The organism is Denitrobaculum tricleocarpae (genome assembly GCF_007004665.1).
In the GTDB taxonomy this organism is placed as follows: Bacteria; Pseudomonadota; Alphaproteobacteria; order Kiloniellales; family Kiloniellaceae; genus Denitrobaculum; species Denitrobaculum tricleocarpae.
This window is the reverse complement of record NZ_ML660054.1, coordinates 426,075-452,946: the sequence shown is the minus strand read 5'-3', so window position 1 is coordinate 452,946 and position 26,872 is coordinate 426,075. Positions and strand designations below refer to the sequence as shown.

Genomic DNA, 26,872 nt, shown 5'->3' with positions numbered 1-26,872 from the left:
CTTTCGGCATCATGCGGGCGCAGTTCGCCCCTGGTGCCAGACGTAGCGGGTCAGATTGTAGGCGAGATTGGCCATGCCGATCTTCGTCCTGGCCCGCTCGATACCGATGGTGTGCACAAACAGGCCCAAGCGGGATTTCTGCTGCGCGAGGACGTGCTCAACGAAGGCCAGGATCCTGGAGCGCCGGCCGTTGGCGCGTGCCGTCGCCTCGCTCATCGGCCGCCCCTCCGGCATCTTGCCGCCGAGCCCCAGTCCAGGAAAGCGCATGAACGACAGCCGGTCCTGGATCTGGAACTCCGCCTGATCATCAGACAGGCTGTAGAGCGCCTGCAGAACCATGATCTTGAACATCAGCACTGCGTCGTAAGGAGGCCTGCCGCCCGATGCGCCGTCCGATCGTTTCAGCGCCTTGGCCAGCGGCTTGCGGAATACATCCCGCGGAACAACCGCGTTCAGCTTCTTCAAAGGATTGCCAGCTTCGCTTCGCCGAACATACCGCTCGTCAATGTCCAAAAACCGGCCTGTCCCTGCATCCATCGCCCCCGCGCAAATCACATCTGTGCGCGGATTGATTCAAAACCTGGTCAGATTGGCGAGATTTTTAGAGGTGTCCAGGTGTCCAGCTTTTGACATCTTCTGCCGGTGGTTCGCCCGCGATGTATCCTTCGCGCGTCGGCGCAAACGGCAGGACTAGGATGTAGACCACATTCACCAGGGGCGTGAAGGAAAGGAAAGCCACTGCCTTGCTGTAGCCCGCGTCAAGCGTTGGGCCCGTGATCCGGCGCACGAAAGAGAACCAAAAACTGTAGAGCGCGAGCGCGGGCATAATTCCGATTGTCCCGTACCCCCCCCAACTCCAGGTACACCTCCACAGCAAGCAACACGCCGAGCCATCCCAGAGTCCAGTATAAAAACTCTCACTGTTCCACGCGATTTTTGCTGATGAAAATCGCAACCGCGCACAGTCGAACCGCGACGAAGCCAAAGACAATCAGCCAGTGCCATGTTGACAGGTCGAGCATGCCTGTCCCCGTGAATGTGGCGCGCCATCTTTTCGGGGAGACATGCACAAGAACCTCCTGTTGAATTGCGGCGGATGTTAGCAGCAGATCCAGTTGAGGCGCAAAGGGACAGCAATCCGGGCGTCGTCGTTTCGATTCTCCGGCGCGAGGTCACGAAACAAGCTGCCAATGCTCCATTTTGGACAAAGTTGTGCACGTAACGGACAAAACGCGCTCCACCCCTTCTCATCACCCGATATAGCTGCCTCTAATCTTTCAGCGTCAGAACCGATCGGCCCCGTATTCACTTTGTCAGCTGTGGTTTCGGTCCGATCGTTCCCGACTCTCTTCCATCCGCGTTTCCAAGTCTAAGCAGACCTATGAAGCGTTCACTTTCGGATCGAGATTTTGGCAAGTGTCAATCGTCAGCAAGGGTTGAGAGAAGGCTCCGTCGAGCAGTTGCTCCGTGCGACCATTCTTGGCTACAGCCTTCGCCAGATTGCTGCAGCTTTGGCTGCGGGACTCATCTGCGGATTACTGGCGGTGATCTTTGCGATTTCCGATGCGGCTCTGCTCTTTTCGGGCGATCTGAGCCATCACGTCACGATCGGTATCGGGATCTGCCTTTTCAGTACGATCGTGCTGGCAGCCGTGGTGGCTCTCGGCAGCTCCTATCCGGGAATGCTGGCGCTTTCCCAGGAAGTGACGATCGTGACGCTCGCGGTTATCGCGGCATCCATGCATACGGCCATGGAAGGCATTCGCAGTGAGGAGGAGATCACCCTCACAATCGTGGTAGCCATCGGCCTGGCGACGTCAGTTACAGGTCTTTGCCTCTTCACACTGGGCATATTTCGCTTGGGGCGCTTTGTCAGGTTCATTCCCTATCCGGTCATTGGCGGCTTTTTAGCGGGAATGGGCTGGCTGATCGTTCACGGTGCGCTCGGGGTGATCATCGGCGAGACACTGACACCGGATAACGTCTCTAGCATGTTCGATCAGGCAAGTGTCGCTAAGTGGGCGCCCGCGGCCCTCTTTGCAGGCCTGCTGTGGGTTTTTACCCGCGGCGACGGCGGAGCGGTCGTCCTGCCCATCGCCCTGGGGGTTGCTTTGCTGCTGTTCCACGGTGTTGCCTGGCTGCTGGGCCAGTCACAGGCCGAGCTCCAGGCCGGAGCATGGCTTTTCCAGACATCTCATCAAGACCGCCTCTGGCCGCCACTTCCTGACGTACCTCTCTCGCAGATCGATTGGCCGGTGATCTGGGCTGAAGCGCCGAAGGTTGCGACGATGGTTGTCGTCACCGCAATTTCCGTCCTGCTTGCATCTAGCGGTGTGGAGCTGACGGTGCGGCGCGATGTTGAACTCAACCGGGAGCTCCGGGCGGCTGGTGTGGGCAATTTTTTTGCCGGGCTCGGCGGCGGAGCCGCGGGTTTTCAGGGACTAGGGTTGTCTTTGCTAGGGCACAAGCTGGACGCGCCCTATCGCCTGGTCGGACTGATCGCCGCGGTTGTCTGCGCCGCCATGCTGTTCTTTGGCACCGCACTCTTGGCGTACATGCCGATCCCGCTCTTTGGCGGCCTCCTGCTCTGGATCGGCTTTTCTCTGCTTCACGAATGGCTGGTCGGCTCGTTTTCCAAAATGCCGTGGCGCGAATACCTGATCATTCTCGTTATCCTGTTGGTGGTCGGTACGGCTGGTTTTCTCGAAGGGGTTATGGCCGGGCTGATTTTCGCGGTGGTTTTATTCGTGCTGGACTACAGCCGGGTCGAGATCATCCGATACGCTGTGACCGGCGAAAACCTCCGAAGCAGCGCTGATCGCACGACCGACGACCGGCAGTTTCTGATGGCCCGGGGGCAGGAAGTCCTGGTTCTCCGGCTTCAGGGCTTCGTATTCTTCGGCACCGCGCACAAGCTGCAGGCTTTTGTCCGCGAACGGATGTTCGACAAGGCACAGCCAAAGCTTCGTTTTCTGGTGCTCGATTGTGGCGGCTTGACCGGACTGGATTCCTCGGCGGTCCGCAGTTTCATCAAGATTGCACAGTTGACGGACGGAGCCGGTACGATTCTGCTTCCGACGAATCTGGATGAAAGCGTTTCACAGATGCTGGCGGCAGGCGGTTTCGGGCCACAGAGCGGATTGAGTATCCGCACGTTCCGGGATGTGGATCAGGCTTTGGCCTGGAGCGAAGACTGCTTGCTCGAGGAGAAGCAGCTCGCGCTGACGCGAAGGGAAGATGACGGGATCGAAGATCTGCTGGCCGAGGCAATCGGAGACCCGCAAGTATCGTTGAGCCTGTTGTCTTATCTCGAGAAGAGGGAATGCGTTCCCCGGGACATCATCATTCACCAGGGCGCGGAACCTAAAGCCCTTTATTTCATAGAACGCGGCAGAGTGAATCTGCTGCTGAAAACGCCTGATGGGTCCAGCATTTGTCTCAGAACCTTCAGTGCGGGTGTGGTTGTCGGAGAGCTTGCATTCTACCTCAAGCAACCGCATTCAGCGTCGCTTGTGACCGAGGGTGACGCGATACTCTGGCGCCTCAGCCGTGGCGCTCTCGCAAAAATGGGACATGAAGCACCTGCGACCTCCGCGGCCTTTCATCGATACCTGGTGCGAATCCTCGCCGAGCGCCTGAGCTTGCGGACACGTTAGTCTGCTGGTCCTGAGGTGAGTTTCACTGCCTTAGCTGTAACCGTGTGAGAAGCCTGTCACCGGACGGGGTTGTTCGACACCGTCGACAAGAATCCGGTCGACGAATTCATTCGCAAAACAATAGAGCCCCTTGATGCGTGTGGCCTCCTCGATGGGTTTCGGGTAGGTCCAGACGATATCGTCGTGCATCTTGTTGCCGACACGGGCATGGCAGTAAGAGGCCTGACCCTTGTATGGGCACTGGGTCGCGCTGTCGCTGGGATGAAGAAGTTCCCGGCGAACGTCTTCCTGCGGCAGGTAATAGCGGGTGGGTTGGCCCGTCTCGAAGAGAAACACGCCATTCACAGAGTCAGCAATTTCCTCTCCAGCAAGGAAAACCTGTACCCGGCGGCTCGACGGCAGGCAATCGACACGCCGGTATGGATCTCGGGCATGGACGAAAATCTCTTCATCTTCTTCAAACCAATGATCGACCCGGTCCCAGTAAAACGACACGTAGTCACCGATGGCCGGGCAGGCAGGGATGGGTGCTTCGTAACGCCACATGATGTTCGTGTCGTCCCCGGCCTGACCCTTCAAACTGTAGTAGCTGGCTTTGCCTTTGTAGGGGCAGGAGGTTTGGTGATCACTGCGCTCGAAGAGCTCCATACGCACTGAGCGGCACGGGAAATAGTAGACCGGCAGGTGATCGGACTCGAACAGGATGAGCCCGTCGGTTGTGTCGGCAATGACCTCGCCGGCGGCTTTGACGCGCAGGCGTTTGGGCGCGGGCTGAGTGAAAACGACGTAACCCGGTTCGAAGTCATATTGGGTGACCTGATCCAGGACCGGAAGATCCGGACCGCGGCCGCGAAGATGAGGTTTGCGCATCGTTTTGACCTATTGGTGTTTGCCGTTTGTCTGTCTGGCCTGAGCCATTGGAGATTTCCGTGTAAGGAGCGCCGCGAGTTAAAGCAATTTGCTGATGGAGAGGCAGCAGCTTTTGAGATGCCATGATTCAAGAAAAACGCAATTCGCTATAGTACCCTCGTCAAGATCAGGAATGGGCGCTTGCTCAGGCTTAGCGGAGTGTTAGAAAGATCCTATGACACAGGAACTTCAGACTAGACTCGATTCACTGGAAACGCACGTCGCCGAGCAGGAGCGCACGATCCAGGATATGAGTGATGAAATGGCCAAGCAATGGACGAGTCTGGACGCGGCGGCGGCTAAGATTGACCGTTTGCTGGATCGCATTCGTGCCCTTGAGGGACAGATCGATGGGTCGGACGATGATACGCCGCCGCCGCACTACTGATGTTTCAAAACAGTCAGGTGTCCCAGCCGCAGGACATGGCTTTTAACGCCCGCGCTTTTCAGGTTTTGCCGGCGTTCCGTGTCAGGCAACGCTGAAATTGCTTTTTCCGTGGTTGTCTTTTTCGCTCACGACCCGGTTGCGGCCATCCTGTTTTGCTTTGTAGAGCGCTTTGTCGCTGCGTTGGATCAGATCCTCCGGCGGCTCGCCAGCATGATATCTGGCTACCCCGACAGAGACGGTGAGTTTGCCGAATGATTCGCCGGTCCGCAGATTCTTTAAAACCTGATTGGCGAGATTGACGCGAATGTTCTCAGCCAGCTTCACGGCGATATCCAGTTTGGTGTTGGGTAGGATCACGGCGAACTCCTCGCCACCGTAGCGGGCGGCGGTGTCCTGTCCCTTGAAGGTCTTGTTGAGTATCTGCGCGACGAGTTTCAGGACCTGGTCGCCGATCTGATGACCGTGGGTGTCGTTGAAGGTCTTGAAGTGATCGATGTCCATAAGCATCAGTGAGAGTTCTTCCCCAGTCTCCTCTGAGCTGCTCATGCCCTCCGCGAGGCGCGCATCGAAACACTTGCGGTTTGCAAGGCCGGTCAGGCCGTCGGTTTGGGCTTCCTGCCGCGCCTTGATGAGGTCTTCGTGCAGGCCGTCGATTTGGTGTGCAGAGGTGTGCAGACGGGCTTCCAGGTCCTTGTTGCGTTGAGCAACTTTCTGGGTTTTCACCATGACATCGCGAATGACGCCGTTCAGCTGATCCGAGCTTCGGTCCGCAGCTTTGGCCAGCTCTCCCGAGAAGTCGCCAAGAGTTTTGCTGTAGTCTGTCGTGATGTCGGTCGCGCTTTTGAGCTGTGTCACGACCTGCTCGGTAATACTTTGGATTTGGCCACCGACCTGATGCAGGTCCTGGCTGCTTTTCTTGACGCCGAAGTGTTCGATGTAGAGGTCGGCATTCTCCGCGTCGGTGAATTCTGCCTCTTTTTCGACCAGGCGTTCGACCGCTTTGGAGAGAACGGGATTCCCACCATTGCAGTAGTCGTACCAGATATTGAAGTTTTCCGGAGTCATCGGAATCTTCCTGGCACGCATTTCGGCGAATGCGGCGTTGGCAATTTTTTCAGAATGATCGAAGTCGTCGGTCATACTGCAGTCCCTGCTTTTACGTTAACCATTCCATTTAAGGTAGGTGTCTCTTGCCTGCCAAAACGAGAAAGGCTCTGCTCATGGGACAGGAAGATAGGGGAAAAGTCTTAGGGAAGCGTTATAGCCGTTGAATTTGAAAGGCTTGTTTGTTCGCCTAGGAGGCGATTTTTCTGATGTGAAAGTGGCTGAAATTGGCACTTGCGGTGCAGAATCTCTGTGTTTTCTTAAAGTTAGTTCGTTAACGTGCATCGAAAAATTAGTTTACAGTTCAATCATTATTGAGCGGCAGCCTGTTTATTCGTCCTGTGGATCAAGTACAACCTGGGCGAGTTGAAGTCCGGTTGGCACCAGTTCCGTGACGACGGTGCTGGCACCGATGCTTTCCAGCTCCTGCGCGTGTGCAAGATCACGCGCGCGGGCGTGGATTTTGAGATCGGGAAAAATATAGCGCAGGATTGCGACGATCTGCAGCGACACATGCTTATCGTCCAGTGCCACCACGACGGCGCGCGCCGCCTGAACATTGACCGCTTCCAGGATATCCGCACGTGTGACGTCGCCGTAATAGACCGGCAGGCCGCGTTTTTGCGCCTGCAGGATTGTGTGAGGGTCCATGTCGACGGCCAGGAAGGGGACTTTGGCTTCCATCATTTGTCTGGCTACGATTGCGCCGACACGGCCAAAACCGGCGATGATGACATGGTCTTCGAGTTTCGAGTCGCTGTCCGCCAGCTCTTCGATACTGGGAACCTCGTTCCGCTCGATACGGTTGGAAGCCCTCTGTCCCAGGCCCGCCAGGAACGGTGTCGCCAGCATGGTCAGCGCAACGACCACGATGACCATCTGACCAAGATCCGGGTCGACGACGCCCTGACTCATGGCGGCGCCGACCAGGACAAACGCGAACTCGCCGCCCTGGGCCAGCAGCACGCCGAGATGCACGGCATCGGCCGTAGACATGCGGGCAGCCTTGGCCAGCAGAATCAGGATCAGGGCTTTCCCGCCCAGCAAGGCGATAACAAGAAAGGCTATCGTTGCGCCGTTGTCGAAGATGAAAAGCGGATGGATCTCCATGCCGACAGTCATGAAAAACAATCCGAGGAGCAAGCCGCGGAAGGGCTGGATTTCGGCTGCGACCTGATGGCGAAACTGGGTTTCGGCCATGAGCATACCCGCGAGGAAAGCGCCAAAGGCAAGGGAGAGGCCCACATGCTCGGTGGCCACGCCGGTCCCCAGAACCACGAACAGTGTCATGGCGGCGAAGATCGCCGGTTCGCGGGTTGCTGCGACCTGAGTGAAGAGGTGTCGCAGCAGAATCCGGCCAATCCCGAGTATCAGGACGACGGTAACGAGCATCTTGAGCGCAGCTTCGCCAAGCAAAGGCAGCAATTCGTTGCTCTGATCACCGAGTGCAAAGACGCCGACCAGCAATGGGCCGACCATCAGATCCTGCACAATCAGAATGGCGAAGGCGGCACGCCCGGTCTGTGAAGTCAGGCCGCCTCTGTCGGACAGGAGCCTGAGAACAATCGCCGTGGAGGATAGGGCGACCCCGAAGCCGATGATGCCCGCGGCTTCGGGCGTCACGCCCATCGCAGCGACCGCGGCGGAGATCAGCGTGCCCGTGATGAAAACCTGCGCGATTCCCAGGAGGAACACGCGAAAGGGCATGACGCGAATCCGTGCGATCGGAAGTTCGAGGCCGACCGTAAAGAGCAGAAAAACAACACCCAGTTCGGCCAGCGCGTGAATGGTGGCGAGCCCCTGAACCAGCCCCAGGCTGTAGGGACCGATGACGGCACCAGCACAGAGGTACCCCAGGACCGGGTCCAGTCTCAGGCGCCGAAACAGCGAAACCGAGAGGACCGCCGCAACGAGAACGATAAGAACCTCGAGCAGGTAGCTCGATTCAGCCATTGAGCAGTACTTTCGTTAGCCGGACGTCGATCACAGTACCAGATGTGGTTTCTGCGGGGCCTTTCATCGCAATGCCATAAACCCGGATGTTTTTACTCCACCCGGCAGTGCATACCTTCCGGGGCCCCCGAAAACGCCCAGTCACCATAGCTTTCCCACCCGAATCGCGTCGGGCGGGATTATAGGCCTCCTTAGCCTTGTCCGACAGCTTAGGGCCTTCTTTTTTCGCAGGTGCGAAAGCATTCGTTCCTTTATCTGTCCCTTGCGCCACCTCAGATAGTGATCGCTCTGCGCAGAGATGCCGAAATGGTCAAAAGACACCTCAATATGCTAGTCTCAGGCGCCGAAGTTACTTCGGTCGCGGTATCACACAGGCTATCTCGGGCTCACGGGGAAAATGTGCGGGCTCGACTCATCCAGGAGAAAACGATGCGAAGTCTGTTGTGCTGTCTGGCCGTTGCCGCCCTGCCAAGCCAGGTCTATGCCGCCTGTGATTGGCTGGCGAAGCCGGATCCGGACGCCCATAGCATTATATCGTCTCGCCTCGCGTGTCTCAGCGATCCCTACTCTCTGGCCTGCGTCGAGTTTGACGAAGTGCCGAGGACGGAGCGTGAAGCTGACCGTTTGCGCCGGATCGCTGCGCTGGAACTTGATGACACCGATGCGGCGAATCTCGAGGAGCGGGGCGTCTGGCTCGGCGCGACCCGGGAGATGGTGTGTCTGGCCTGGGGGAAACCCCATAGGGTTGAGGAGGTTGCGCGGAATCCCTTTGGCCAGCTCTGGTTCTACGGCGAAGTCGACAGATTGGAATTCGATGGAGATGCCATCGTAGAGATCAAGACTGTGACGACAAACCTCAAGGCCGGCAATTAGGAACAGAAGCAGGATTAGCCCCCTGGCATGGCTCCCAGAGGCTCCGCCTGGGACGTAGCGCTGTTTGCCAAGGAATGCCCCGCCAAGATTGCTCTACCAGCTGTTTCTGAGTTCCCGCAGCTTTATAAAGACGGTCTTGGGGTCGGGATTTTCCGGCAGGTCCGGAAAGGACTCCCGCAAGGCCGCGATGACGCTGGGGCTGTGCAGCCGGAAGAAGGTGTTGACCTCCTTTTCCATGGCCAGCGTGGAAACGAGTGCGTCGTCGGTGTTCTGGTCCGCAATCTGATCGAGTAACTCTGCCGCGCGTTTGTTGTCGGGCTCCCGGTCCAGGGTGAATTCCAGATTGTTGGCGATGTAATCATGGCCGGGGTAGATCCGGGTTTCGTCCGGAAGCCTCGCGAGCTGAGTGGCGAAGGTTTGATAGAGCTCGTTTGGATGCCCGCCGTTGTGGCAGTTGCCGGCACCGGCGTTAAAGAGCGTATCGCCGCAGAACAGACCTGCGTGGTCTCCCCTCGAGAGCAGGCAAACATGGCTCATGGTGTGTCCCGGCGTGTCGAGCGCTTCCAGCTCGACCGAACGGCCGACACGAACCACGTCTCCCGCATCCAAGCCCTTGTCCATGCCGGGAATCCTGGACTTCGCGTTCTTGTGGGCCAGCAGCTTGGCTCCGGTTGCCGCGATCACGGCGTCATTGCCGCCGATATGATCATGATGCTCGTGGGTGTTGAGCACCTGTGTGATGTTCCAGCCCCTTCGTTTCGCCATGGCAAGGCACTTCTCCGAGTCCAGAGGATCAATCGCGAGTGCTTCGCCGGTCTCGCCGCAGGCAATGAGGTAGTTGAAGTTCCGGTAGGCGTTGCCAGTCCAGATTTGCTCGACGATCACGTGGACATCTCCTTACTGCGGCGGGTTGCGTTGCCCCGGCGAGAGGAACAGCGCACTCCAGAAGCGGTGCTTGAATACTAGGAAGACTAGCGGGTAAGCGCCGGGAGTAAACCGCCTTTGTTGAGAAAGGCGCATTCAATCAATCGCGACCGCCGCCAGAGGTTCTGGTGAAGACAATGTGTGCTTACCAGGAGACCATTTTGGTCAGGAGATCACTCTGGGCTTTTTCTCGAGAATGGCCAGTGCTTCGGACATGGTTTGTGCCCGCTTCAGTTGACGGCGGCCGCTGTAAACGACGTATTCTTTATTGCGGCCGCGGCCTGCGATGCGCTTGGCGATCGAGAAGAGGGGGGAATCCAATGTGTGCCTGAAGACGGAGAAAGTGGCGCCCCCGCTATCCTGGTCGATTGCGTAGTCCCGCCATTCGCCGCTTGCCACTCTCCGGCTATATAAATTCAGCAGCTGACCGAGTTCCTGCCGATCGAAGAAGGTTGTTTTGCCTTTTCCACGACGTTCATCGAAGCGATACAGCTCTGCCATACAAGCCTTTGCCTCCCAAAGATTAGTGTAAGTTTCTCTGAAAATAGACGTGACGTCCAGTCGCTGCATGGAATTTAGGCATTGAAAACGGCCAAAACCCTACGATTTACACAAATTTTAAGTGTTTCGCGTCTGGCGCAGTGAGGGCGTGCTGGTCCTCGTGCTTCAGTAAACTCTGGTTTGAGCGCTGGCGGATTTATCCGGTTCCCGGTAACAGGAGACGCCGCCAAGGGTTCGGTAGCAGTGTAAAACCTTTTCCGGCGGCATCTTGGCTTCTTCGTCCTCGAACTCAATGCAGTATTCCTCGCCATTCACGTACTGCAGGGTCGAACAGTCCTTATCGAAGGCCCAGGTATTGAAATGATCGCCGAGGGTTTTCTTGGTGTGCGCAAGGCTTACCAGGCTCGCACCGGTCATCATGGCCTGAGTGGAGGGGTCACAAGCCGTTAAACCGAGAAGGCATGCGCCCAGTACGCTCATTCGCAACATGGTCTTCGTCACTCCTGCCAAAATACCTTTTTGACCTTCAAAGGCCTGCGCAGCGGCAATTCCGCGTCCATCAGTCTGATGGCTGCCGGTTAATAAAGACTTAGAGGTGGCGGTGTGGCTGTATCCGCCGCTTTCGCGCCAGACCGCGGTCGAGGCGACGTCGGATTTTGCCTTTTCACTCAGTTTTTGAAAAAAGATTCGTCTCTAGAGTGCTGGTTTGCTTTGTGTTTTTGGTCTCAAAACCCTATTTCCATTGCAATCCGGGCGAAATTCGTGTCACTGCCGGGCGAAACTGAGATCAGATGGTTCTGAAAGTGGCGGATATCCGAGAAAAAATCCGCTTTTTGCCGCAGTGCGCTTCCGGTTTGATCCCATGTCGCCGGGGCGTGGGAAAAACCTTATCAACGGGGTGTTGGCGAGTTATGTTAGCGCCGCTTCAATGCGGCAGGGCTAAGAACGGCAGATCTGTGCCAAAAAGTAGGTAGTAAGAGGAAAACGCGTGGCCGATATATTCCAGGAAGTAGATGACGATCTTAAGAAGGACAAGGCGACAGCCTGGTGGAAGCGCTATGGCCGCTATGTCATTGCTGTTGCCGTTTTGCTTGTCGCCGGAACCGCGGGATATCAGGCCTGGACAGCGTACGATCTGAATCAGCGCAGCGAACGCTCCGATGCCTATGCCGAGGCGCTGGCGCTGGCGGCGGAACCCTCGAGCGAGGCCGAAGCACTATCCAACCTCTCGGAAATTGCATCCAATGGCGACACCTACGGTATGCTGGCGTCATTTGAAGAGGCCCGTCTGCTTGCTGACGCCGACAGAACCGATGAGGCCGTCGCCATCTGGGACCGGATCGCTGCGGAGCAAGGGAATGACCAGGCTTTTGGTTCCGTTGCGACGCTTCTGGCCGTTATGCATCAAGTCGATGATGGCGACGTGGCGAGCTTGAAGGCGCGTCTCGAGCCTCTGGCGGTTACCGGGAGCGCTTTCCGACCCACGGCGACCGAGCTCCTGGCAACACTGGCGCTGCGCGAGAACGACAAGCAGACGGCGCGGGATCTCTTCACGGAGCTGGCCGATGATCTTACGGCGCCGGCGGGCATCCGGGCGCGCGCGACACAGATGATCGAGGCCCTGAAGGACTGATTTCCATGTTACAGCGATTTTTGACTCTGGCCGCCTTTTGCGGTTTGGGCCTAGGACTCGGCGCCTGTGGCGTTACCGACTGGTTCGATTCCGCCGAAGAACCTCGCTTGCCGGGGGAACGCATTGCAATCCTGGCACTCGACAAGGGCCTGACTCCCGACCCCGAAATTGCCGATCAGCAGATCATTCTGCCCAAGCCCTTCGAAAACCAGTTCTGGACCCATGCGGGCGGGAACCCGCCCCACGCGATGTACCATCTCTCGATCAACGACGATTTGAGCGAGGCCTGGAGCGCTGACATCGGTGAGGGGTCCGATGACTCGCAGGCTCTGCTCGCCCAGCCGATCGTGGTGGAGAATGTGGTCTTTACGATGGACGCGCTCACTGATGTATCGGCCTATGATACGATAAGCGGCAAGCAGTATTGGCGGGTCGATCTGGATCCCGATGACCATGATGATGGCTACTTCGGTGGCGGAATCGCCTACGCTGATGGCCGGATCTACGTCACGACTGGTTTTGCCCGTGTTTTTGCGCTCGATGCACGCTCGGGCGCGATCATCTGGCAAAAGGACATGCCGGGGCCCATGCGCGCGGCGCCAACCGTTAATGGCGGTCGGGTTTTTCTAGTCACCCTGGACAACCAGATGCTGGCGCTTGCCGCGGATGACGGGCGGCGGCTCTGGAGCCATATTGGAATTCAGGAGGATGCATCTCTGCTGGGCGCGGCCAGCCCGGCGGTTGCCGGTGGGACTGTTGTGGTGCCCTTTTCGTCCGGTGAAATCATCGGATTGTCGGTGACTGATGGGCGCATGCTCTGGAGTGACAGTCTCTCCTCGGTCAATCGTATCGATCCGCTTGCAGACCTGGCACATATTCGGGGGCAACCGGTGATCGATCGGGGGGTGGTCATGGCGATCAGCCACTCAGGACGGATGATCGCACTCGATCTGGAGCGCGGTGCGCGTGCCTGGGATATAGATCTCGGAGGCGTACAGACCCCGTGGGTCGCGGGCGACTATGTCTTTGTCCTGACCAATGACGCGCAACTGGTGGCCGTGCGCAGGCGCGACGGCCGTTTGCGCTGGGTCCGGCCCCTGCAGCGCTTCGAGGACGTCGAAGATCAGGAAGACCTGATTCAGTGGGCCGGTCCGGTTCTGGCAAGCGACCGGCTGATTGTTGCCGGCTCCCACGGCGAAGCCATTTCGATCTCGCCCTACACCGGCGAGGTTCTGGGCTTCATCGAACTGCCCGACGGAGCTGCGTTGCCCCCGGTTGTTGCAGGCAATAGCCTTTATTTTGTGACGGACAGTGCGGAACTCGTTGTACTGCGCTGACGTCTTTTCAGGCCCTTTGCCTCCTGGAGGCTGAAGGCAAGTAAGTAAGAAAATGGATTTCAAGGTAGCCATCATCGGCCGGCCGAATGTCGGCAAATCGACGCTGTTCAATCGGCTGGTCGGCAAACGTCTTGCCCTGGTCGATGATCAGCCGGGCGTAACGCGCGACCGCCGCGAGGGCACAGCGAAGCTCTATGACTTGACCTTTACGGTGATTGATACCGCGGGCCTGGAAGAAGCTTTCGACAACAGTCTGGAAGCGCGCATGCGCGTGCAAACCGAGCAGGCGGTCGACGAGGCTGATCTCGCTTTTCTTGTTGTCGATTCGCGCGCAGGGATCACGCCGTTGGACGAACACTTTGCCCAGTGGCTGCGGAAGTCTCCGACGCCGGTTTTCGTCCTGGCCAATAAGTGCGAGGGACGCCAGGGCGACAGCGGGTTCATGGATGCCTACCGTCTCGGCCTGGGAGAGCCGGTTCCCATCTCCGCGGAGCATGGGCTCGGCATGACTGATCTCTACGATTTCGTCGACGAGCAAATGAAGCGCCAGCAGGAGGAAAGAGCCGCGGTCCAGGGCATGCTTGCGGAGGATGCCGCAACCGATGGCGAAGAGACCGATGAGGAGGAGATTGATAACCGCCCGCTTCAACTTGCTATCGTCGGCCGCCCCAATGTCGGCAAATCGACCCTGATCAACCGGCTGATTGGCGAAGACCGGCTTCTGACCGGTCCGGAGGCGGGGATCACGCGAGACTCCATCGGGGTCGAATGGACCTACAAAGACCGCGCGATCAAGCTTTTCGACACCGCCGGCATTCGCAAGCGCGCCAGAGTGCAGAGCAAGGTGGAGAAGCTCTCGGTCGCTGACAGCCTGCGTGCCGTCAAGTTCGCGCAGGTGGTGGTCCTGGTACTCGACGCCGAAGCGGCGCTGGAAAAACAGGATCTGACCATCGCCCGATTGGTTGAGGAAGAGGGGCGGGCGCTGGTGATCGCAGTCAATAAGTGGGATGCCTGCCGCAATCGCGACGAGGTCATCCAGGATCTGCGCGATCGTCTCGAGCGTTCATTGCCCCAGCTCACCGGTGTCCCCGTCGCCACCATCTCGGCGCTGCGCGGCCAGAATCTGAACAACATGCTCGACCGGGTCCTGGATGCTTACAAGGTCTGGAACAAGCGCGTGTCGACCTCGGCGCTGAACCGCTGGCTCGAAGCCGTGACCTCGGCCCATCCGCCGCCCGCGCCCGGGGGACGCCGCATCCGTCTCAAATACATGACTCAGGCCAAGACCCGTCCTCCGACCTTCGCGATTTTCTGCACCAAGGCGGATGACCTGCCGCTGTCCTATGGCCGCTATCTGGAAAACACCCTGCGGGCGGATTTCGATCTCTATGGCACGCCAATCCGCCTGAACTTCAAAAAGGGTGATAATCCTTACGCCAAGGATGGGCGCTGACCGAAGGGTCCGGAAACACCTAAGGGCAATTCTTTTGCATCCTTTTCCATGTGCCAGCGTCTTATGAGGTGTAACAACTTTCATAAGGATAAAGGCTATGCGCCTTCAGTTGGCCCTGAACGTCCGTGATATTGATGAAGCGGTTGATTACTACAGCAGGCTTTTCGACAGTCCGCCGCATAAGCGCAGGCCGGGCTACGCAAACTTTGCCATATCCCAGCCGCCCCTGAAGCTTGTCCTCTTTGAGAATCCCGGGGCGCCGGAACTCCTGAACCATCTGGGCGTGGAGGTCCAGGATGCGGATACCTTACAGTGTGTCGCATCCCGGCTTGAGCAATCCGGGTTGCTTGAAAGTCTGGAGCAGGGGCGGACCTGTTGCCACGCCGAGCAGGACAAAGTCTGGAGCCGGGACCTTCAAGGATTGCGCTGGGAGTGGTACCGTATCACCGACGATACGCCGGAAGTGGCGCGACAGACACCCATTGGCAGATGTTGCACAGGTGCGGCAACTGAAAGCTGTTAATCTGGTCCGGGTCATGAACCGAAGCAGGATCTTAAATGCAAGCGCGACATAAGAAGGAACTGGACGAGGCGAGCTGGCGGCGTTTTCAGACACGCCTGCGCACCTATATCGGCAAGCGGGTTCAGCGGGGCGATGTCGACGATCTTGTTGGCCAGGTTTTGCTCAAGCTCGTCAGATCGCGAGAGACACTGGAAGCCGCGCGCAATCCTTCCGCCTGGATGATCCGCGTTGCGGCCAACAGTATCAGCGATTACTACCGGCAACGCTCACTTGAGCAGGCCCGCCGATCGTCAGCCGACTATGGCGGCGTCCTGACATCGAAGAGCGCGCAAAAGGGTGCGGTGGAAGGCGATCGTGATCTGACAGCTGAATTTGCGGCCTGCATGACGCCCTTAATCCGAAGCCTGCCGAAACGCTATGCCGAGACCCTTCTCCTCACGGATATCGATGGGATGACGCAGGCTAAAGCGGCGTGCCGGCTCGGATTATCGCTCTCTGCCATAAAATCGCGAGTCCGGAGAGGGCATCGTAAACTGAAAGATGCCTTGCTGCGCTGCTGCGCTCTAGAGCTGGACCGGTACGGAAACATCATAAGCTACCAGCAACGCGGTCCCTGTTGCGCGAGGGAGTAGTGTTACTGCGGCACCCGGACGATCTCGCCGTTGCGCTGACAGTCGGCGGACGCAAGCTCGACGAAAAGATCGGTGATCTCTTCGGGCGCGCGCAGCGTGTTGGGATCTTCGCCCGGAAAAGCCTTGGCCCGCATGGTGGTGCGGATCGGACCGGGAGAGAGAAGATTCGCGCAGATGTTGGTCTTCTGATTTTCCGCCGCGTAGGTTTTGACCAGAACGTCGAGCGCCGCCTTCGAGGCACTGTAGATCGCCCAGTAGGCGCTGGCTTTCGTTGCCGCACCGGAGGTCACGAAGATGGCGCGTCCCGCGTCCGAGAGCTTGAGCAGGGGATCGAAGCTGCGCAGCAGGCGATAGTTGGCCGTCAGATTGATGTCCAGCGTCTCGCTCCAGACTTTCGGATCGATGTGGCCGACCGGCGAGAGCGTACCCAGCAGGCCCGCGTTGCCCACCAGAATATCGAGGCGGCCGAAGCGTTCATAGAGAGAGGCGCCCATGTGATCGATGGCGTCGAAGTTCCGCAGGTCCAGGGGTACGAGTGTTGAAGGCGCGCCACCGGCGGCACGGATCTCATCGTCGATCTCTTCAAGACCGCCGACGGTCTTGGCGACAAGGATAAGATGCGCGCCCTCCGCGCCAAAGCGCTTTGCCACGGCGGCGCCGATGCCGCGCGACGCGCCGGTAATGACCGCGATACGGCCGGCGAGGCGTCCGCTGCTCTTGGTTTCAGGGCCGGTTTGTGTCGTGTTGTCGTTCATTGGGGTGCTTTTCGACGAAAGAGAGAAGGGATCGAACGGAGGCTTCTCAGCAGGATGATGGCCATAAGAGCGCCAATTCCGGCATAGATAAAACCTTCCGGCGTGATCGGGACGGCGGGCTGATAGGCCGTCGCCGCAGCCTGCAGTATATCGGTCTCGGCCTGAGAGGCCATCAGGAATGGCCGCTGCCAGACCGGGGATTGCGTCAGGCTCTCCAGACTTTGGCGCAGGCGGTCGGCTTCGCCCAGTTCCACCTGAAGGATTTCTCCCTGGCGGCGGTGAGCCGAGATCTGGCTGTTCAGAAAGCTGTCGAGATAAGCCTGCAGTGAGAGCTTCTCAGCGGCGGCGGCGTCCCTGATCCGTGCCGCCTGAATGGCGGCCTGGTCGGCGTGGCCGCCCAGGCGCTGCAGGTACTGCTGAAAGAACTCGGGAAACTGCGAGGTCGCCGAGCCGCCTGCTGCCGCGGCAGCCAGATAGAGTGTCCGCGCGATCATCGGCATTTTCTGCCTTCGTGCGGTTGCGGCTCGATCCGGGACAAGGCGTCAGCCGAGTTCGGCCAGAAGCGAGAGTTGCGGAACGGTCACAGGCTCCTCGTGGTCCGTCAACTGTGTCGGATAGTCACCTGTAAAACAGGCATCGCAGAACTGCGGCGAGGCGTTGTTGCGGCCCTCTTCGCGCATGGCCCGGTAAAGACCGTCCATCGAGATGAAGGCCAAGCTGTCGACACCGATGTGGGTCGCCATTTCCTCAACGTTCATGCGTGATGCGAGCAGCTCGCCGCTCTCCGGGGTATCGATGCCGTAGAAGCAGGAGTGCGCCGTCGGCGGTGCGGCGATCAGCATATGGACCTCGGTCGCCCCGGCGGCGCGGACCATCTCCACAATCTTGATGGAGGTTGTACCGCGCACGATCGAGTCATCCACCAGAACAACCCGCTTGCCCTCGATCATGCCGCGATTGGCGTTGTGTTTCAGGCGCACGCCTAAATGCCGGATCTGCTGCCCCGGCTCGATAAAGGTCCGCCCGACATAGTGGTTTCGGATAATCCCGAGCTCGAAGGGGATGTTTGCGGCGGCCGCATAACCGATTGCGGCAGGGACACCGGAATCCGGAACCGGAATGACCACGTCGACGTCGATGGGGTTCTCGATCGCCAGCTCGGCGCCGATGCGTTTGCGCGCCTCGTAGATGCTGTGACCTTCCATCACCGAGTCGGGTCGGGCAAAGTAGATGAACTCAAAGATGCAGGCACGCTGTTTCATAGGCGGGAAGGGCCGCATGGAGCGTAAACCTTCGGCGTCGAGCACGATCATCTCACCGGCCTCCACGTCGCGGATGAAATCGGCACCGATGATATCCAGAGCGCAGGTCTCCGACGCCACGACGTAGGCCTCGCCGAGCTTGCCGAGAACCAGAGGACGAACGCCCAGCGGGTCGCGCACGGCGATTACGCTGTTGTCGGTGATGGCGACCAGGGAATAGGCACCCTCAATCTTGCGGACCGCCTCGATCATCCGGTCGATCAGCGTCACGCCGCGGGAGGTCGCGATCAGGTGGATGATAACTTCGGTGTCCATGGTCGACTGAAAGAGGGAGCCGCTGCGCACCAGATCCGTCCGCAGGAGCCGGGCATTGGTCAGGTTGCCGTTGTGGGCCAGCGCGAAGCCACCGTAATGAAGATCGGCGAAGAGGGGCTGCACATTTCGCAGCGCTGTCTCGCCAGTTGTCGAGTAGCGGACATGGCCAATCGCCGAGGCGCCGCCCAACCTGGTCATCACATCGCCCGAGGAGAAGATATCGCCGACGTGCCCGAGATCCCGGTGCGCGTTGAATTGTTCGCCGTCGAAGGCGACGATTCCGGCGGCTTCCTGGCCGCGGTGCTGCAGGGCATGGAGACCGAGGGCTGCAAGGGCCGCAGCATCGTTGTTTCCGAAAATACCGAAAACACCGCATTCCTCGCGCAGCTTGTCGTCGTCGAAGGGATCTGTCGTGATCATTGGGCCTGCTCCCGCACTGGCTCTTGGTCTCCGGCTGCCTCGATGGCGCGGCGCATCTGCTCGCGCATCAGACGGTTGTACTCGGGTTCACCCTCACTGGCTTCCGCCTTGGGGCGCGGTGAAACGATGTCCTGGAAGGTCTGGTTGGCATCCTGAAGATCCTGCGCCTTGTCCACTGCATCGCGCGCGGAGTCTTCCGCTTGGCTGCGGTACTGCTCGGGAATGAGCGCATTCAGCATGACGGCGCCTTGCTCGACCAGAGGCTTGGTGCGTGCTTCTTGGATCCAGACCGGATGGTCCTGTTGCGGAACGGCGTAGGTATAGCCGATCCAGGCCAGGCAGACGATGGCGGCTCCTCGGACGAAGCCGAAGAGCATGCCCAGTGTCCGGTCCAGTGGCCCGAGGCTGCTGTCCTTGACCCGCTGTGACAACATGCGGGTGAAAATCGTCAGGATGACCAGCACGGACACGAAGAGCAGGATACCGGTGGTGACCTCGGCGAAAAGATCGACGGTGATCACCTGCTTGACGTAGGGCAGGGCGTAAGAGAAGCCGTAAAGGGTTGCAAAGCTGGCGCCGATCCAGGAGCCGACCGCCAGAACCTCGTGTACCAGTCCACGGAACAAGGCGAGGATACCGGAAATCACGACAACGGCGATGACGGCGATATCCGCAATGTTGATGGGCAGGCTATCCATGCTCGTCTCGGACTCTGTTCATATGATGCGTCATTCGTCCCCGGTGTCCCGCCGTTGGACAGATTTTGCAGCAAACATAGCTACGAGATCCTGCAGATGCTCGATTTCCCTGATCTCCAGGCCGTGATCCGACTCGCGTTTCTTGGTTCTGGCGCGTCTGGGTGGAATCAGGGCGCGTGTAAAGCCCAGTTTCGCGGCCTCTTTCAAGCGCGTGTCCGCTTGGCTGACCGCGCGAACTTCGCCGGAGAGGCCGATTTCGCCAAAAACCACAGTTTCATCCGTCACCGCCTGATCCGTCGCAGCGGAGACCAGAGCCGCCGCCACCGCCAAGTCCGCGGCGGGCTCACCAATCCGCAACCCGCCGGCAACGTTTAAATATACCTCATTGCCGGCTAATGCCAGCCCGCATCTGGCCTCCAAGACCGCTAAAACCATGGCCAGCCGGCCCGTGTCCCAGCCGATTACAGCCCGTCGTGGTGTTGCCTGCGGCGAAGGCGAAACCAGGGCTTGTATCTCTACCAGCACCGGCCGCGAGCCTTCGAGGCCGGCAAAGACAGCCGAGCCCGAGACGTTGCCGCGCCGCTCGGCCAGGAACAGCGCAGAGGGATTGGCGACTTCGCTCAGGCCGTCTTCGGTCATTTCGAAGACGCCGATCTCGTCGGTGGGTCCGAAACGGTTTTTAACCGCCCGCAGGATCCGGAAGGGATGCCCGCGCTCACCCTCGAAGGTCAGCACGGTATCGACCATGTGTTCCAGGACCTTTGGCCCGGCGATCACGCCTTCCTTGGTCACATGTCCCACCAGGAGCAGCGCAAACCCCCGCCTTTTGGCCAGCCGGATCAATTCCTGGGCCGATGCCCGGACCTGGGTTACGGTTCCGGGCGCCGAGTCGAGGCTGTCGACGTACATGGTCTGGATGGAGTCCACCACCACGATCCGCGGGGCGTCCTGGCTGTCGAGGCTCGCCGCGATATCCCGCACCGAGGTTGCCGCCGCCAGCAGAATATTCGTCCCGCCCAATCCCAGACGCCGTGCCCGGAGCCGCACCTGATCAACTGCTTCTTCGCCGGAGATGTACGCGCACTTCACCGGCGGCCCTCCCGCGCCGGATCCCAGAGCCGCCACCGCTTGCGTCAAAAGCGTCGATTTTCCAATGCCCGGATCACCGCCGATCAGGACGGCCGACCCGTTCACCAGTCCGCCGCCGCAGACCCGGTCAAATTCGGCGATTCCGGTCGGCAGGCGCGGAGCCTGCTCACTGGTTCCCTGGAGCTCGACAAACTCCAGGCGCTGGCCCGCGCTGCGCCGTCCGCCGGACAAACCCTTGCTCTGTCCGAGACCGCCCGGGACGCTCTCCCGGGGCGTTTCCTCGATGATGGAATTCCATTCACCGCAGGATTCGCAGCGGCCAAGCCATTTTGCAGTCACGGCACCGCAGGACTGGCAGACGTAGCGGGATTGAAGCTTAGCCATTCGGCGAGGCGTACCTTATGTTTCCTGGCGGGCCGCCACGCAGTTCCGGCGTGCTCGAAACCCGGTCATAGAGAACGGACCTGCATCTGGATCGGACCTTCGGAGTTGCCATTGATAAACTGCTCGACGTAAGGATTGCCGGAGTTATCGATGGACTTGGTCGGTCCCGACCAGATGATTTTGCCCTTATAAAGCATAGCGATTCGGTCAGAAATACGGCGTGCACTTGCCATGTCATGGGTGATCGACAGGGTCGAGGCTCCCAGTTCTCTGACACAGCTGACGATCAGCCGGTCAATCACATCACCCATAATCGGATCCAGACCCGTGGTCGGCTCATCGAAAAAGATGATCTCCGGATTGCTGGCGATGGCGCGCGCCAGACCGACGCGCTTGCGCATACCGCCGGAGAGTTCCGCAGGTGAGAGCTCGGCGACGTCCTCGTTCAAACCGACCGAAGCGAGCTTCTCCAACGCGACAATCTTGGCGTCTTCCCGATTCATGCCCTTGCCCTGGATAAGACCGAAAGCCACGTTTTCCCAAACCGGGAGGGAATCGAATAGCGCCGCGTTTTGGAACAGCATGCCAAACTTGGCGCGAACCTCCTCCAGGGCTGAGCCGTAAAGACCAACGACCTCCTGACCATCGACCAGGATACTGCCGCTATCGGGATGCAAGAGACCGAGAATACACTTCAGCAAGACGGACTTGCCCGACCCCGAGCCTCCGATCACCAGCACGGACTCGCCGTTGCCGACATCCAGATCCACGCCATCCAGGATGACCTTGTCGCCAAAGACCTTCCTCAGTCCGCGGATCTGAATCTTGGGTGTCTGGTTTGTGGGCGTGGCATCGTTCATTGGGCGAAGAACAATTCAGTGATGAAGTAGTTGAAGCAGAGGATCAGGATCGACGCGGACACCACGGCGTTGGTGGTCGCGGTGCCGACACCCTGAGCGCCGCCGCGCGAATGGTAACCATGGTAACAGCCCATCAGTGTCACGAGAAAGCCGAACACGGCGGCCTTGACCAGCCCGGAGACCACGTCCTGGACCTGGACGAAATCGATGGTGTTCGCGATATAGGTGGCGGGGTTGAACCCCAGTTTATAAATCGACACCAGATAGCCGCCGAAAACACCAATGATATCGGCGATCAGGACCAGGATGGGCAAGGTCACAACACCGGCAATCAGGCGGGGCGCAACCAGGTATTTGAAGGGGTTGGTTGCAAGCGTATAGAGCGCATCGATCTGCTCCGTGACCCGCATGGTTCCGATCTCGGCTGCCATTGCGGCGCCGACCCGCCCGGCGACCATCAGTCCGGCTAGCACGGGGCCCAATTCCCGGGTAATGGAGACGATGACCACGTTTGGAATGGCGCTTTCCGCTGAAAAGCGCGCAAAGCCGGTATAGCTCTGCAGCGCCAGCACCATGCCCGTGAAAATCGCGGTCAGGCCGACGACCGGCAGGGAATAGTAGCCGACCGCCATCATCTGACGGCCGATCAGCCGCGGATAAATCGGTGGGCGAAAGCAATGGGCGATCGCCATGATGGCAAAGAGGGTCAGACGTCCGGCGGCCCCCAGAAAAGCAATGAATGTGCGGCCGACAGGTTGGAGGATCGGCATAAATCAGTCGCCCAGATATTCGCGGTGATAACGTTGCCCGAGCGAGGTCAGGATCTCGTAGCCTATGGTTCCCGCCTCGGCGGCGAGCGAATCCGCACCTGTTTCCGGATCGAACAAATCGACAAATGTGCCGGGCACCGCGGCATCACCGGGAATCGCCGTCACATCAAGAGCCAAGAGATCCATGGATACGCGTCCCACCACATCAATACGGCGATCGCCGATCCAGGCGTGCCCTCTGTCAGACAAAGCACGCAAATAACCATCCGCGTAACCCACAGCCACCGTCGCGATCCGCATCGGACCAGCTGCCTGATAAGCCGCACCATAACCAACGCTCTGAGGGGCGTCAATCTCGCGCAGCTGCAGGATTTTGCCTTGCAGTCGAACCACTTGCCTCATGGGGTTCACGCGGCCCGGCAAGGGATTTATGCCGTAGAGCGCGACACCGGGCCGTGCGACATCGAAATGGTAATCCGGGCCGAGAAAGATACCTGATGAGTTTGCGAAACTGGCGGGTGTATCCGCGAAGGCGGCCCGGATTTCCTTGAAGGCCGCAAGCTGCTGTTGGTTCAAGGGATGATCGGGCATGTCCGCGCAGGCCAGGTGGCTCATGATTACGCGAAGATCGATCCCCTTGAGCCGGGCTCTCGAGGACATGAGCGTCTGGAACTCATTGTCCGGCAGGCCAAGGCGGCACATTCCGGTGTCGACATGAAGCGCTGCCGGTAAGGCCTTGTCCGCCGCGGCTGAGGCCTTATGCCACTGGTCGACTTCGCCCAGGCTGTTAAGTACCGGTCTGACGTCTTCCCCTAAGTAGTCCGCGCTTGGTGCAGCGATCAGGCCGTTCAGGACAAAGATCTCGCAGGCGGCAACGACAGCGGAGGGTGTTCTGGCCGCCAAGGCGCTTTTCAGTCTCAGAGCTTCATCAAAGTGCGCGACAAAGAACCGCCGAACGCCGGCATCCGCGAGGGCGGGACCCACTCTGCCGATTCCCAAACCGTAACCGTCGGCCTTGACCGCTGCCGCGCAGGCGACACCCGGGCCGATTTCCTCGCAGAGCCTCCGGTAGTTTGACTTGAGCGCGGCGAGATCGATTGTGAGCCTGCCACCGGCGCGTGCCGCGGCTGCGCTCTGTAAAGGGGAACTCATGCGCTGCTCTTGCATCCGGGCACTAATAATTTGAATCTGGGAGATGGTCGTCGGTGATTAAATCGCTGAATTGGGTAAATTCACCGTTAAAGGCGAGCTCAACCGTCCCGATCGGCCCGTGGCGCTGCTTCGCAATGATGACCTCGGCCTTGTTGCGGGCCGCTTCGAGATTCTCGTCGTACTGCGCCATACGCTCCCGGAACTTATCTGGCGTTTCGTTGGCACGGGCGCCCGGTTTCTCGCGGGCCAGGTAGTATTCCTCGCGATAGAGAAACACCACCATGTCGGCGTCCTGCTCGATCGAGCCTGATTCGCGCAGGTCGGCCAGCTGCGGGCGCTTGTCGTCGCGCTGCTCGGTTTGGCGCGAGAGCTGGGAGAGGGCGATGACCGGCACATCCAGCTCCTTCGCGATTCCCTTCAGGCCACGGGTGATTTCCGAAACTTCCTGCACGCGGTTTTCGCTGCGGCGTCCAGGCGGGCCTGACATGAGTTGGAGATAATCGATCACGATCAGGTCCAGACCATGCTGGCGTTTCAGGCGGCGTGTTCTGGTCCGCAGCGCCGGAATGTTCAGGGCGGGCGTATCGTCGATGAACATCTTGAGGCTGTGCAGCTTTCGGCTGGCCTGAAACAGGCGTTCGAATTCCGTATCGTGAATCTCGCCGCGCCGCATGGAATCCGAGCGCACGTGGGCCTGCTCGGAGAGAATTCGTGTCGCGAGCTGCTCGGCGGACATTTCGAGAGAGAAGAAAGCAACAACCTGCGGCACCTCGACCAGTTCGCCGGAGGGGTCCTTGGTCAGTTTCTTGTTGGATGCCGCATGAAAGGCCACGTTGGTCGCGAAAGTGGTCTTTCCCATGGAGGGACGCGCGGCCAGGATGATCAGATCCGAATTGTGCAGGCCACCCATAAGCTTGTCGAGATCCCGGAAACCGGTCGGCACGCCGGCGACGCCCGTCTCCTGCTTCATGGCGGTTTCGGTCATGTGAACCGATTCGATCACGGCGTCTTTGAAGCTGGTGAAACCGCCCTCGGTCTGCCCGACCTCCGCCAGGCTGTAGAGTTTCGCTTCCGTCGCTTCGATCTGCTGTGAAGCGCTCAGATCCAGATCGTGATCGAAGGCGTCGTTCACGACCTCGCTGCCCAGATCGATCAGTTCCCGGCGCAGAAAAAGGTCGTGAATCGTCTTGCCGTAGTCCAACGCGTTGATGATCGTGACATAGCTGCTTTGCAGCTTGGCAAGATACTGCGCCCCACCGACCTCGGCCAGATCCTCATCGCCCTCGAAGAGGTTCTTCAGGGTGACCGCATTGGCGATCTGTCCGCGCTCGATGATCCGGCCACAGGCATCGTAGATCCGGCCATGAACCGGGTCGGCAAAATGATCCGGGTGAACGAAATCGGACACGCGCTCGTAGGCCCGGTTATTGGCCAGGATCGCGCCCAGCAGTGCCTGCTCGGCCTCGTAATTGACAGGGGGGCTGCGGAGGAGATCGCTCTCGTGTTCGTCTTCGGCGACGGAGAGGGGCGCAAACGCGGATGACTGTGTGTTTTCCATAGCGTCAGAAACTAACAGAACAAAGCCCGAATCACACGATTCGAAATGCCGATTTCTCTGTGGGTAACCCAAAAGAACGGGGATAACTTGAAATGATAATTGCGGCGATTTCCAGGCGTAGAACGAGAAACGGCGGCCCGTTTAAGGACCGCCGTTTCTCTCATCAGTATGATGAAGGATCAGGCTTTCGCCTCGTCCTCTTCTTCAGCCGGTGCCTGAGCCTCGGCTTCCGCTTCAGCTTCCGCGCGGGACTCGGCTGCCTCGGCGGCAATCTCCTGAGCGACGGCGGCGTCCTCGGCGTCACGCAGTTCCGCTGCGTTGAAGGCCGCGCCGGTCTCAGCCTGCGTCTCGGCTTCCTCGGCGGAGCGGGCAACGTTGGCGGTCACTTCGACCGAGACTTCCGGGTGCAGCACGACTTTTACGTTGTGCATGCCCAGGGTCTTGATCACCGCGGTCATGGTGACCTGCTTGCGGTCAATCGTGAACCCGGCTTCGGCCACGGCCTCGGCGATATCGCGATTGGAAACCGATCCGTAGAGCTGGCCCGATTCACCGGCCTGACGGATGATGATGACCTTGAGGCCATCGATCTTCTCGGCAACCTTCTCGGCTTCGCTCTTGCGCTCGAGGTTTTCGGCTTCGAGCTGTACGCGCTGGGTTTCGAACTGCTCCAGGTTCGACTTGGTGGCCCGGAGAGCCTTCTTCTGCGGCAGCAGGTAGTTGCGTGCAAAGCCCGGCTTTACGCTGACGACTTCGCCCATCTGCCCAAGCTTCTCAACGCGTTCGAGTAGAATGATATCCATAATAATCGTCCTTGCGTCTTACTTCAGCACGTAGGGCAGGAGGGCGAGGAAGCGGGCACGCTTGATCGCCTTGGCGAGTTCGCGCTGCTTCTTCGTCGAGACTGCGGTGATCCGGCTTGGCACGATTTTGCCGCGCTCGGACACGAAACGCTGCAGAAGACGAACGTCCTTATGATCGATCTTGGGCGAATTGGGACCCGAGAAAGGACAGCTCTTGCGGCGGCGGAAGAAAGGCCGGCGTCCGCCGGAACCCTGGCTGACAACACGAATGGTCATGCGCTTTCTCCTTCAGCGCTGGCAACTGGCTTGGGAGCCGAGTCATGGGAACGGGGCGGACGGCTGTCGCGGCCACCGTCGCGGCCTCCGCGATCGTCACGGCCACCACGGCCACCGCGGCCACCGCGCTCGTCACGGCTGTGACGGTTCTGCATCACGATGGACGGACCCTCTTCGACCTCGTCAACCCGCGTGGTGAGATAGCGCAGCACATCGTCGTTCAGGCGCATGTTGCGTTCCATTTCGTGGACCGCTTCGGCCGGCGCGTCGATGTTGAGCAGGACGTAATGTCCCTTGCGATTCTTTTTGATCCGATAGGCGAGGTTACGCAGGCCCCAGTATTCCTGTTTGGCCACAGAACCCTGATTATCGGTAAGGATGGTGCTGAACTGTTCGACCAGGCCTTCAACCTGGGTCGACGCAATGTCCTGGCGCGCGATAAACACGCACTCATATAATGCCATGTTTGAACTCCTCACGGCTGTTATCGGGCCGGAGCTGGTGGTCTTAACACTCAGCCGATCGGCCCTAGCCGGCAGTGACGTGTTCCGCGCACGCTTGCCGGCAAGGAGTAGGTCGTATGTGCGGATACTTCGAAGAGCGGGAATATACAGAAATGCCCGGGTGGTGCAAGCACCGAGTGT

Annotated in this window: 28 protein-coding genes; 8 read left to right on the top strand and 20 right to left on the bottom strand. The window is 59.2% G+C overall.

Translation table 11 applies throughout. From position 1 onward, the window contains the following. Positions 1 to 9 precede the first annotated feature (9 nt). Positions 10 to 537, bottom strand: a complete 528-nt coding sequence (locus FKG95_RS11165) for a transposase (RefSeq protein ID WP_142896424.1) — start codon at positions 535 to 537, stop codon at positions 10 to 12. Between the two features lie 64 nt (positions 538 to 601). Continuing rightward, entirely contained in the window at positions 602 to 826 is a 225-nt protein-coding gene (locus tag FKG95_RS11160; RefSeq protein ID WP_142896423.1) for a hypothetical protein, read from the bottom strand. 583 nt (positions 827 to 1,409) lie between these two features. Here FKG95_RS11160 and FKG95_RS11155 point away from each other — a divergent pair. Then, positions 1,410 to 3,656, top strand: a complete 2,247-nt coding sequence (locus FKG95_RS11155; protein ID WP_142896422.1) for an SLC26A/SulP transporter family protein — start codon at positions 1,410 to 1,412, stop codon at positions 3,654 to 3,656. Between the two features lie 30 nt (positions 3,657 to 3,686). Here FKG95_RS11155 and FKG95_RS11150 read toward each other — a convergent pair whose 3' ends face one another. Then, positions 3,687 to 4,526 carry a DUF427 domain-containing protein gene (locus FKG95_RS11150; protein ID WP_142896421.1) on the bottom strand — a complete coding sequence of 280 codons (840 nt, stop codon included), beginning with the start codon at positions 4,524 to 4,526 and terminating at the stop codon, positions 3,687 to 3,689. 214 nt (positions 4,527 to 4,740) lie between these two features. On the opposite strand from FKG95_RS11150, the gene FKG95_RS11145 reads away from it, so the two are divergent. Continuing rightward, positions 4,741 to 4,953: a SlyX family protein gene (locus FKG95_RS11145; RefSeq protein WP_142896420.1), complete on the top strand. Its 213-nt coding sequence runs from the start codon at positions 4,741 to 4,743 to the stop codon at positions 4,951 to 4,953. An 81-nt stretch (positions 4,954 to 5,034) separates the two neighbouring features. Here the strand turns inward: FKG95_RS11145 and FKG95_RS11140 are convergent, their stop codons facing one another. Beyond that, the gene (locus FKG95_RS11140; protein WP_142896419.1) at positions 5,035 to 6,093 is read right to left on the bottom strand and encodes a GGDEF domain-containing protein; all 1,059 of its coding nucleotides are present in this window, start codon (positions 6,091 to 6,093) and stop codon (positions 5,035 to 5,037) included. A gap of 294 nt (positions 6,094 to 6,387) precedes the next feature. Beyond that, complete coding sequence (locus FKG95_RS11135; protein ID WP_142896418.1) at positions 6,388 to 8,010, bottom strand: cation:proton antiporter domain-containing protein; 1,623 nt, start codon at positions 8,008 to 8,010, stop codon at positions 6,388 to 6,390. Between the two features lie 429 nt (positions 8,011 to 8,439). Between FKG95_RS11135 and FKG95_RS11130 the strand changes: the two genes are divergently transcribed. Next, positions 8,440 to 8,883, top strand: coding sequence for a hypothetical protein (locus FKG95_RS11130; RefSeq protein WP_142896417.1), 444 nt, complete (start codon positions 8,440 to 8,442; stop codon positions 8,881 to 8,883). Positions 8,884 to 8,976: 93 nt separating this feature from the next. Here FKG95_RS11130 and FKG95_RS11125 read toward each other — a convergent pair whose 3' ends face one another. From FKG95_RS11125 to FKG95_RS11115, 3 genes are all read right to left on the bottom strand, one after another. Continuing rightward, entirely contained in the window at positions 8,977 to 9,768 is a 792-nt protein-coding gene (locus FKG95_RS11125; RefSeq protein WP_142896416.1) for a hydroxyacylglutathione hydrolase, read from the bottom strand. 204 nt (positions 9,769 to 9,972) lie between these two features. Then, positions 9,973 to 10,308 (bottom strand): DUF2794 domain-containing protein, encoded by a 336-nt coding sequence (locus FKG95_RS11120; protein ID WP_142896415.1) that lies wholly within the window; start codon positions 10,306 to 10,308, stop codon positions 9,973 to 9,975. 165 nt (positions 10,309 to 10,473) lie between these two features. Next, positions 10,474 to 10,797 (bottom strand): hypothetical protein, encoded by a 324-nt coding sequence (locus FKG95_RS11115; RefSeq protein ID WP_142896414.1) that lies wholly within the window; start codon positions 10,795 to 10,797, stop codon positions 10,474 to 10,476. A gap of 499 nt (positions 10,798 to 11,296) precedes the next feature. Between FKG95_RS11115 and FKG95_RS11110 the strand changes: the two genes are divergently transcribed. The 5 genes from FKG95_RS11110 to FKG95_RS11090 all read left to right on the top strand — a co-directional run bounded on the left by FKG95_RS11110 (position 11,297) and on the right by FKG95_RS11090 (position 15,886). Beyond that, positions 11,297 to 11,941: a tetratricopeptide repeat protein gene (locus FKG95_RS11110; RefSeq protein WP_142896413.1), complete on the top strand. Its 645-nt coding sequence runs from the start codon at positions 11,297 to 11,299 to the stop codon at positions 11,939 to 11,941. Positions 11,942 to 11,946: 5 nt separating this feature from the next. Next, a complete protein-coding gene (locus FKG95_RS11105; protein WP_142896412.1) occupies positions 11,947 to 13,278 on the top strand; it encodes a PQQ-binding-like beta-propeller repeat protein in 1,332 nt (443 codons plus the stop codon). A 52-nt stretch (positions 13,279 to 13,330) separates the two neighbouring features. Continuing rightward, entirely contained in the window at positions 13,331 to 14,731 is a 1,401-nt protein-coding gene (gene der, locus FKG95_RS11100) for a ribosome biogenesis GTPase Der (RefSeq protein ID WP_142896411.1), read from the top strand. Between the two features lie 97 nt (positions 14,732 to 14,828). After that, positions 14,829 to 15,254: an ArsI/CadI family heavy metal resistance metalloenzyme gene (locus tag FKG95_RS11095; protein WP_142896410.1), complete on the top strand. Its 426-nt coding sequence runs from the start codon at positions 14,829 to 14,831 to the stop codon at positions 15,252 to 15,254. A gap of 35 nt (positions 15,255 to 15,289) precedes the next feature. Further along, the gene (locus tag FKG95_RS11090) at positions 15,290 to 15,886 is read left to right on the top strand and encodes a sigma-70 family RNA polymerase sigma factor (protein ID WP_142896409.1); all 597 of its coding nucleotides are present in this window, start codon (positions 15,290 to 15,292) and stop codon (positions 15,884 to 15,886) included. Positions 15,887 to 15,888: 2 nt separating this feature from the next. Here FKG95_RS11090 and FKG95_RS11085 read toward each other — a convergent pair whose 3' ends face one another. The 12 genes from FKG95_RS11085 to rpsF form a co-directional block, all read right to left on the bottom strand. Next, on the bottom strand, positions 15,889 to 16,641 hold the full coding sequence (locus FKG95_RS11085; RefSeq protein WP_142896408.1) for an SDR family NAD(P)-dependent oxidoreductase: 753 nt from the start codon (positions 16,639 to 16,641) through the stop codon (positions 15,889 to 15,891). Further along, entirely contained in the window at positions 16,638 to 17,135 is a 498-nt protein-coding gene (locus tag FKG95_RS11080; protein WP_179954049.1) for a DUF2937 family protein, read from the bottom strand. Before FKG95_RS11080 ends, FKG95_RS11085 begins: the two co-directional genes overlap by 4 nt. Before the next feature lie 48 nt (positions 17,136 to 17,183). Beyond that, on the bottom strand, positions 17,184 to 18,638 hold the full coding sequence (gene purF, locus FKG95_RS11075; RefSeq protein ID WP_142896406.1) for an amidophosphoribosyltransferase: 1,455 nt from the start codon (positions 18,636 to 18,638) through the stop codon (positions 17,184 to 17,186). Then, complete coding sequence (locus FKG95_RS11070) at positions 18,635 to 19,336, bottom strand: CvpA family protein (RefSeq protein WP_142896405.1); 702 nt, start codon at positions 19,334 to 19,336, stop codon at positions 18,635 to 18,637. Before FKG95_RS11070 ends, purF begins: the two co-directional genes overlap by 4 nt. 30 nt (positions 19,337 to 19,366) lie before the next feature. Beyond that, positions 19,367 to 20,809, bottom strand: coding sequence for a DNA repair protein RadA (gene radA / locus FKG95_RS11065; protein WP_142896404.1), 1,443 nt, complete (start codon positions 20,807 to 20,809; stop codon positions 19,367 to 19,369). A gap of 65 nt (positions 20,810 to 20,874) precedes the next feature. Further along, on the bottom strand, positions 20,875 to 21,669 hold the full coding sequence (locus FKG95_RS11060; protein WP_142896403.1) for an ABC transporter ATP-binding protein: 795 nt from the start codon (positions 21,667 to 21,669) through the stop codon (positions 20,875 to 20,877). Continuing rightward, positions 21,666 to 22,439, bottom strand: a complete 774-nt coding sequence (locus FKG95_RS11055) for an MlaE family ABC transporter permease (RefSeq protein ID WP_142896402.1) — start codon at positions 22,437 to 22,439, stop codon at positions 21,666 to 21,668. The genes FKG95_RS11060 and FKG95_RS11055 overlap by 4 nt, the downstream gene beginning before the upstream one ends. Positions 22,440 to 22,442: 3 nt before the next feature. Further along, positions 22,443 to 23,591 carry an alanine racemase gene (gene alr, locus FKG95_RS11050; protein WP_142896401.1) on the bottom strand — a complete coding sequence of 383 codons (1,149 nt, stop codon included), beginning with the start codon at positions 23,589 to 23,591 and terminating at the stop codon, positions 22,443 to 22,445. 22 nt (positions 23,592 to 23,613) lie between these two features. Then, positions 23,614 to 25,149 carry a replicative DNA helicase gene (locus FKG95_RS11045; protein ID WP_142896400.1) on the bottom strand — a complete coding sequence of 512 codons (1,536 nt, stop codon included), beginning with the start codon at positions 25,147 to 25,149 and terminating at the stop codon, positions 23,614 to 23,616. A 179-nt stretch (positions 25,150 to 25,328) separates the two neighbouring features. Continuing rightward, complete coding sequence (rplI, locus tag FKG95_RS11040) at positions 25,329 to 25,952, bottom strand: 50S ribosomal protein L9 (RefSeq protein ID WP_142896399.1); 624 nt, start codon at positions 25,950 to 25,952, stop codon at positions 25,329 to 25,331. Between the two features lie 18 nt (positions 25,953 to 25,970). Further along, the gene (gene rpsR / locus FKG95_RS11035) at positions 25,971 to 26,228 is read right to left on the bottom strand and encodes a 30S ribosomal protein S18 (RefSeq protein WP_142896398.1); all 258 of its coding nucleotides are present in this window, start codon (positions 26,226 to 26,228) and stop codon (positions 25,971 to 25,973) included. Further along, entirely contained in the window at positions 26,225 to 26,692 is a 468-nt protein-coding gene (gene rpsF, locus FKG95_RS11030; RefSeq protein ID WP_142896397.1) for a 30S ribosomal protein S6, read from the bottom strand. Before rpsF ends, rpsR begins: the two co-directional genes overlap by 4 nt. Positions 26,693 to 26,872 lie beyond the last annotated feature (180 nt).

What these genes read in the sequence shown, in the direction of transcription:
- FKG95_RS11045 (WP_142896400.1), bottom strand. Translation starts at nt 25,149, where the DNA reads ATGGAAAACACACAGTCATCCGCGTTTGCGCCCCTCTCCGTCGCCGAA.
- alr (WP_142896401.1), bottom strand. Translation starts at nt 23,591, where the DNA reads ATGAGTTCCCCTTTACAGAGCGCAGCCGCGGCACGCGCCGGTGGCAGG.
- der (WP_142896411.1), top strand. Translation starts at nt 13,331, where the DNA reads ATGGATTTCAAGGTAGCCATCATCGGCCGGCCGAATGTCGGCAAATCG.
- FKG95_RS11060 (WP_142896403.1), bottom strand. Translation starts at nt 21,669, where the DNA reads ATGAACGATGCCACGCCCACAAACCAGACACCCAAGATTCAGATCCGC.
- FKG95_RS11085 (WP_142896408.1), bottom strand. Translation starts at nt 16,641, where the DNA reads ATGAACGACAACACGACACAAACCGGCCCTGAAACCAAGAGCAGCGGA.
- FKG95_RS11150 (WP_142896421.1), bottom strand. Translation starts at nt 4,526, where the DNA reads ATGCGCAAACCTCATCTTCGCGGCCGCGGTCCGGATCTTCCGGTCCTG.
- FKG95_RS11165 (WP_142896424.1), bottom strand. Translation starts at nt 537, where the DNA reads ATGGATGCAGGGACAGGCCGGTTTTTGGACATTGACGAGCGGTATGTT.
- FKG95_RS11070 (WP_142896405.1), bottom strand. Translation starts at nt 19,336, where the DNA reads ATGGATAGCCTGCCCATCAACATTGCGGATATCGCCGTCATCGCCGTT.
- rpsF (WP_142896397.1), bottom strand. Translation starts at nt 26,692, where the DNA reads ATGGCATTATATGAGTGCGTGTTTATCGCGCGCCAGGACATTGCGTCG.
- purF (WP_142896406.1), bottom strand. Translation starts at nt 18,638, where the DNA reads ATGATCACGACAGATCCCTTCGACGACGACAAGCTGCGCGAGGAATGC.
- radA (WP_142896404.1), bottom strand. Translation starts at nt 20,809, where the DNA reads ATGGCTAAGCTTCAATCCCGCTACGTCTGCCAGTCCTGCGGTGCCGTG.
- FKG95_RS11095 (WP_142896410.1), top strand. Translation starts at nt 14,829, where the DNA reads ATGCGCCTTCAGTTGGCCCTGAACGTCCGTGATATTGATGAAGCGGTT.
- FKG95_RS11105 (WP_142896412.1), top strand. Translation starts at nt 11,947, where the DNA reads ATGTTACAGCGATTTTTGACTCTGGCCGCCTTTTGCGGTTTGGGCCTA.
- FKG95_RS11090 (WP_142896409.1), top strand. Translation starts at nt 15,290, where the DNA reads ATGCAAGCGCGACATAAGAAGGAACTGGACGAGGCGAGCTGGCGGCGT.
- FKG95_RS11140 (WP_142896419.1), bottom strand. Translation starts at nt 6,093, where the DNA reads ATGACCGACGACTTCGATCATTCTGAAAAAATTGCCAACGCCGCATTC.
- rplI (WP_142896399.1), bottom strand. Translation starts at nt 25,952, where the DNA reads ATGGATATCATTCTACTCGAACGCGTTGAGAAGCTTGGGCAGATGGGC.
- FKG95_RS11115 (WP_142896414.1), bottom strand. Translation starts at nt 10,797, where the DNA reads ATGTTGCGAATGAGCGTACTGGGCGCATGCCTTCTCGGTTTAACGGCT.
- FKG95_RS11135 (WP_142896418.1), bottom strand. Translation starts at nt 8,010, where the DNA reads ATGGCTGAATCGAGCTACCTGCTCGAGGTTCTTATCGTTCTCGTTGCG.
- FKG95_RS11080 (WP_179954049.1), bottom strand. Translation starts at nt 17,135, where the DNA reads ATGATCGCGCGGACACTCTATCTGGCTGCCGCGGCAGCAGGCGGCTCG.
- FKG95_RS11145 (WP_142896420.1), top strand. Translation starts at nt 4,741, where the DNA reads ATGACACAGGAACTTCAGACTAGACTCGATTCACTGGAAACGCACGTC.
- FKG95_RS11160 (WP_142896423.1), bottom strand. Translation starts at nt 826, where the DNA reads ATGCCCGCGCTCGCGCTCTACAGTTTTTGGTTCTCTTTCGTGCGCCGG.
- FKG95_RS11120 (WP_142896415.1), bottom strand. Translation starts at nt 10,308, where the DNA reads ATGGCAGAGCTGTATCGCTTCGATGAACGTCGTGGAAAAGGCAAAACA.
- rpsR (WP_142896398.1), bottom strand. Translation starts at nt 26,228, where the DNA reads ATGACCATTCGTGTTGTCAGCCAGGGTTCCGGCGGACGCCGGCCTTTC.
- FKG95_RS11055 (WP_142896402.1), bottom strand. Translation starts at nt 22,439, where the DNA reads ATGCCGATCCTCCAACCTGTCGGCCGCACATTCATTGCTTTTCTGGGG.
- FKG95_RS11130 (WP_142896417.1), top strand. Translation starts at nt 8,440, where the DNA reads ATGCGAAGTCTGTTGTGCTGTCTGGCCGTTGCCGCCCTGCCAAGCCAG.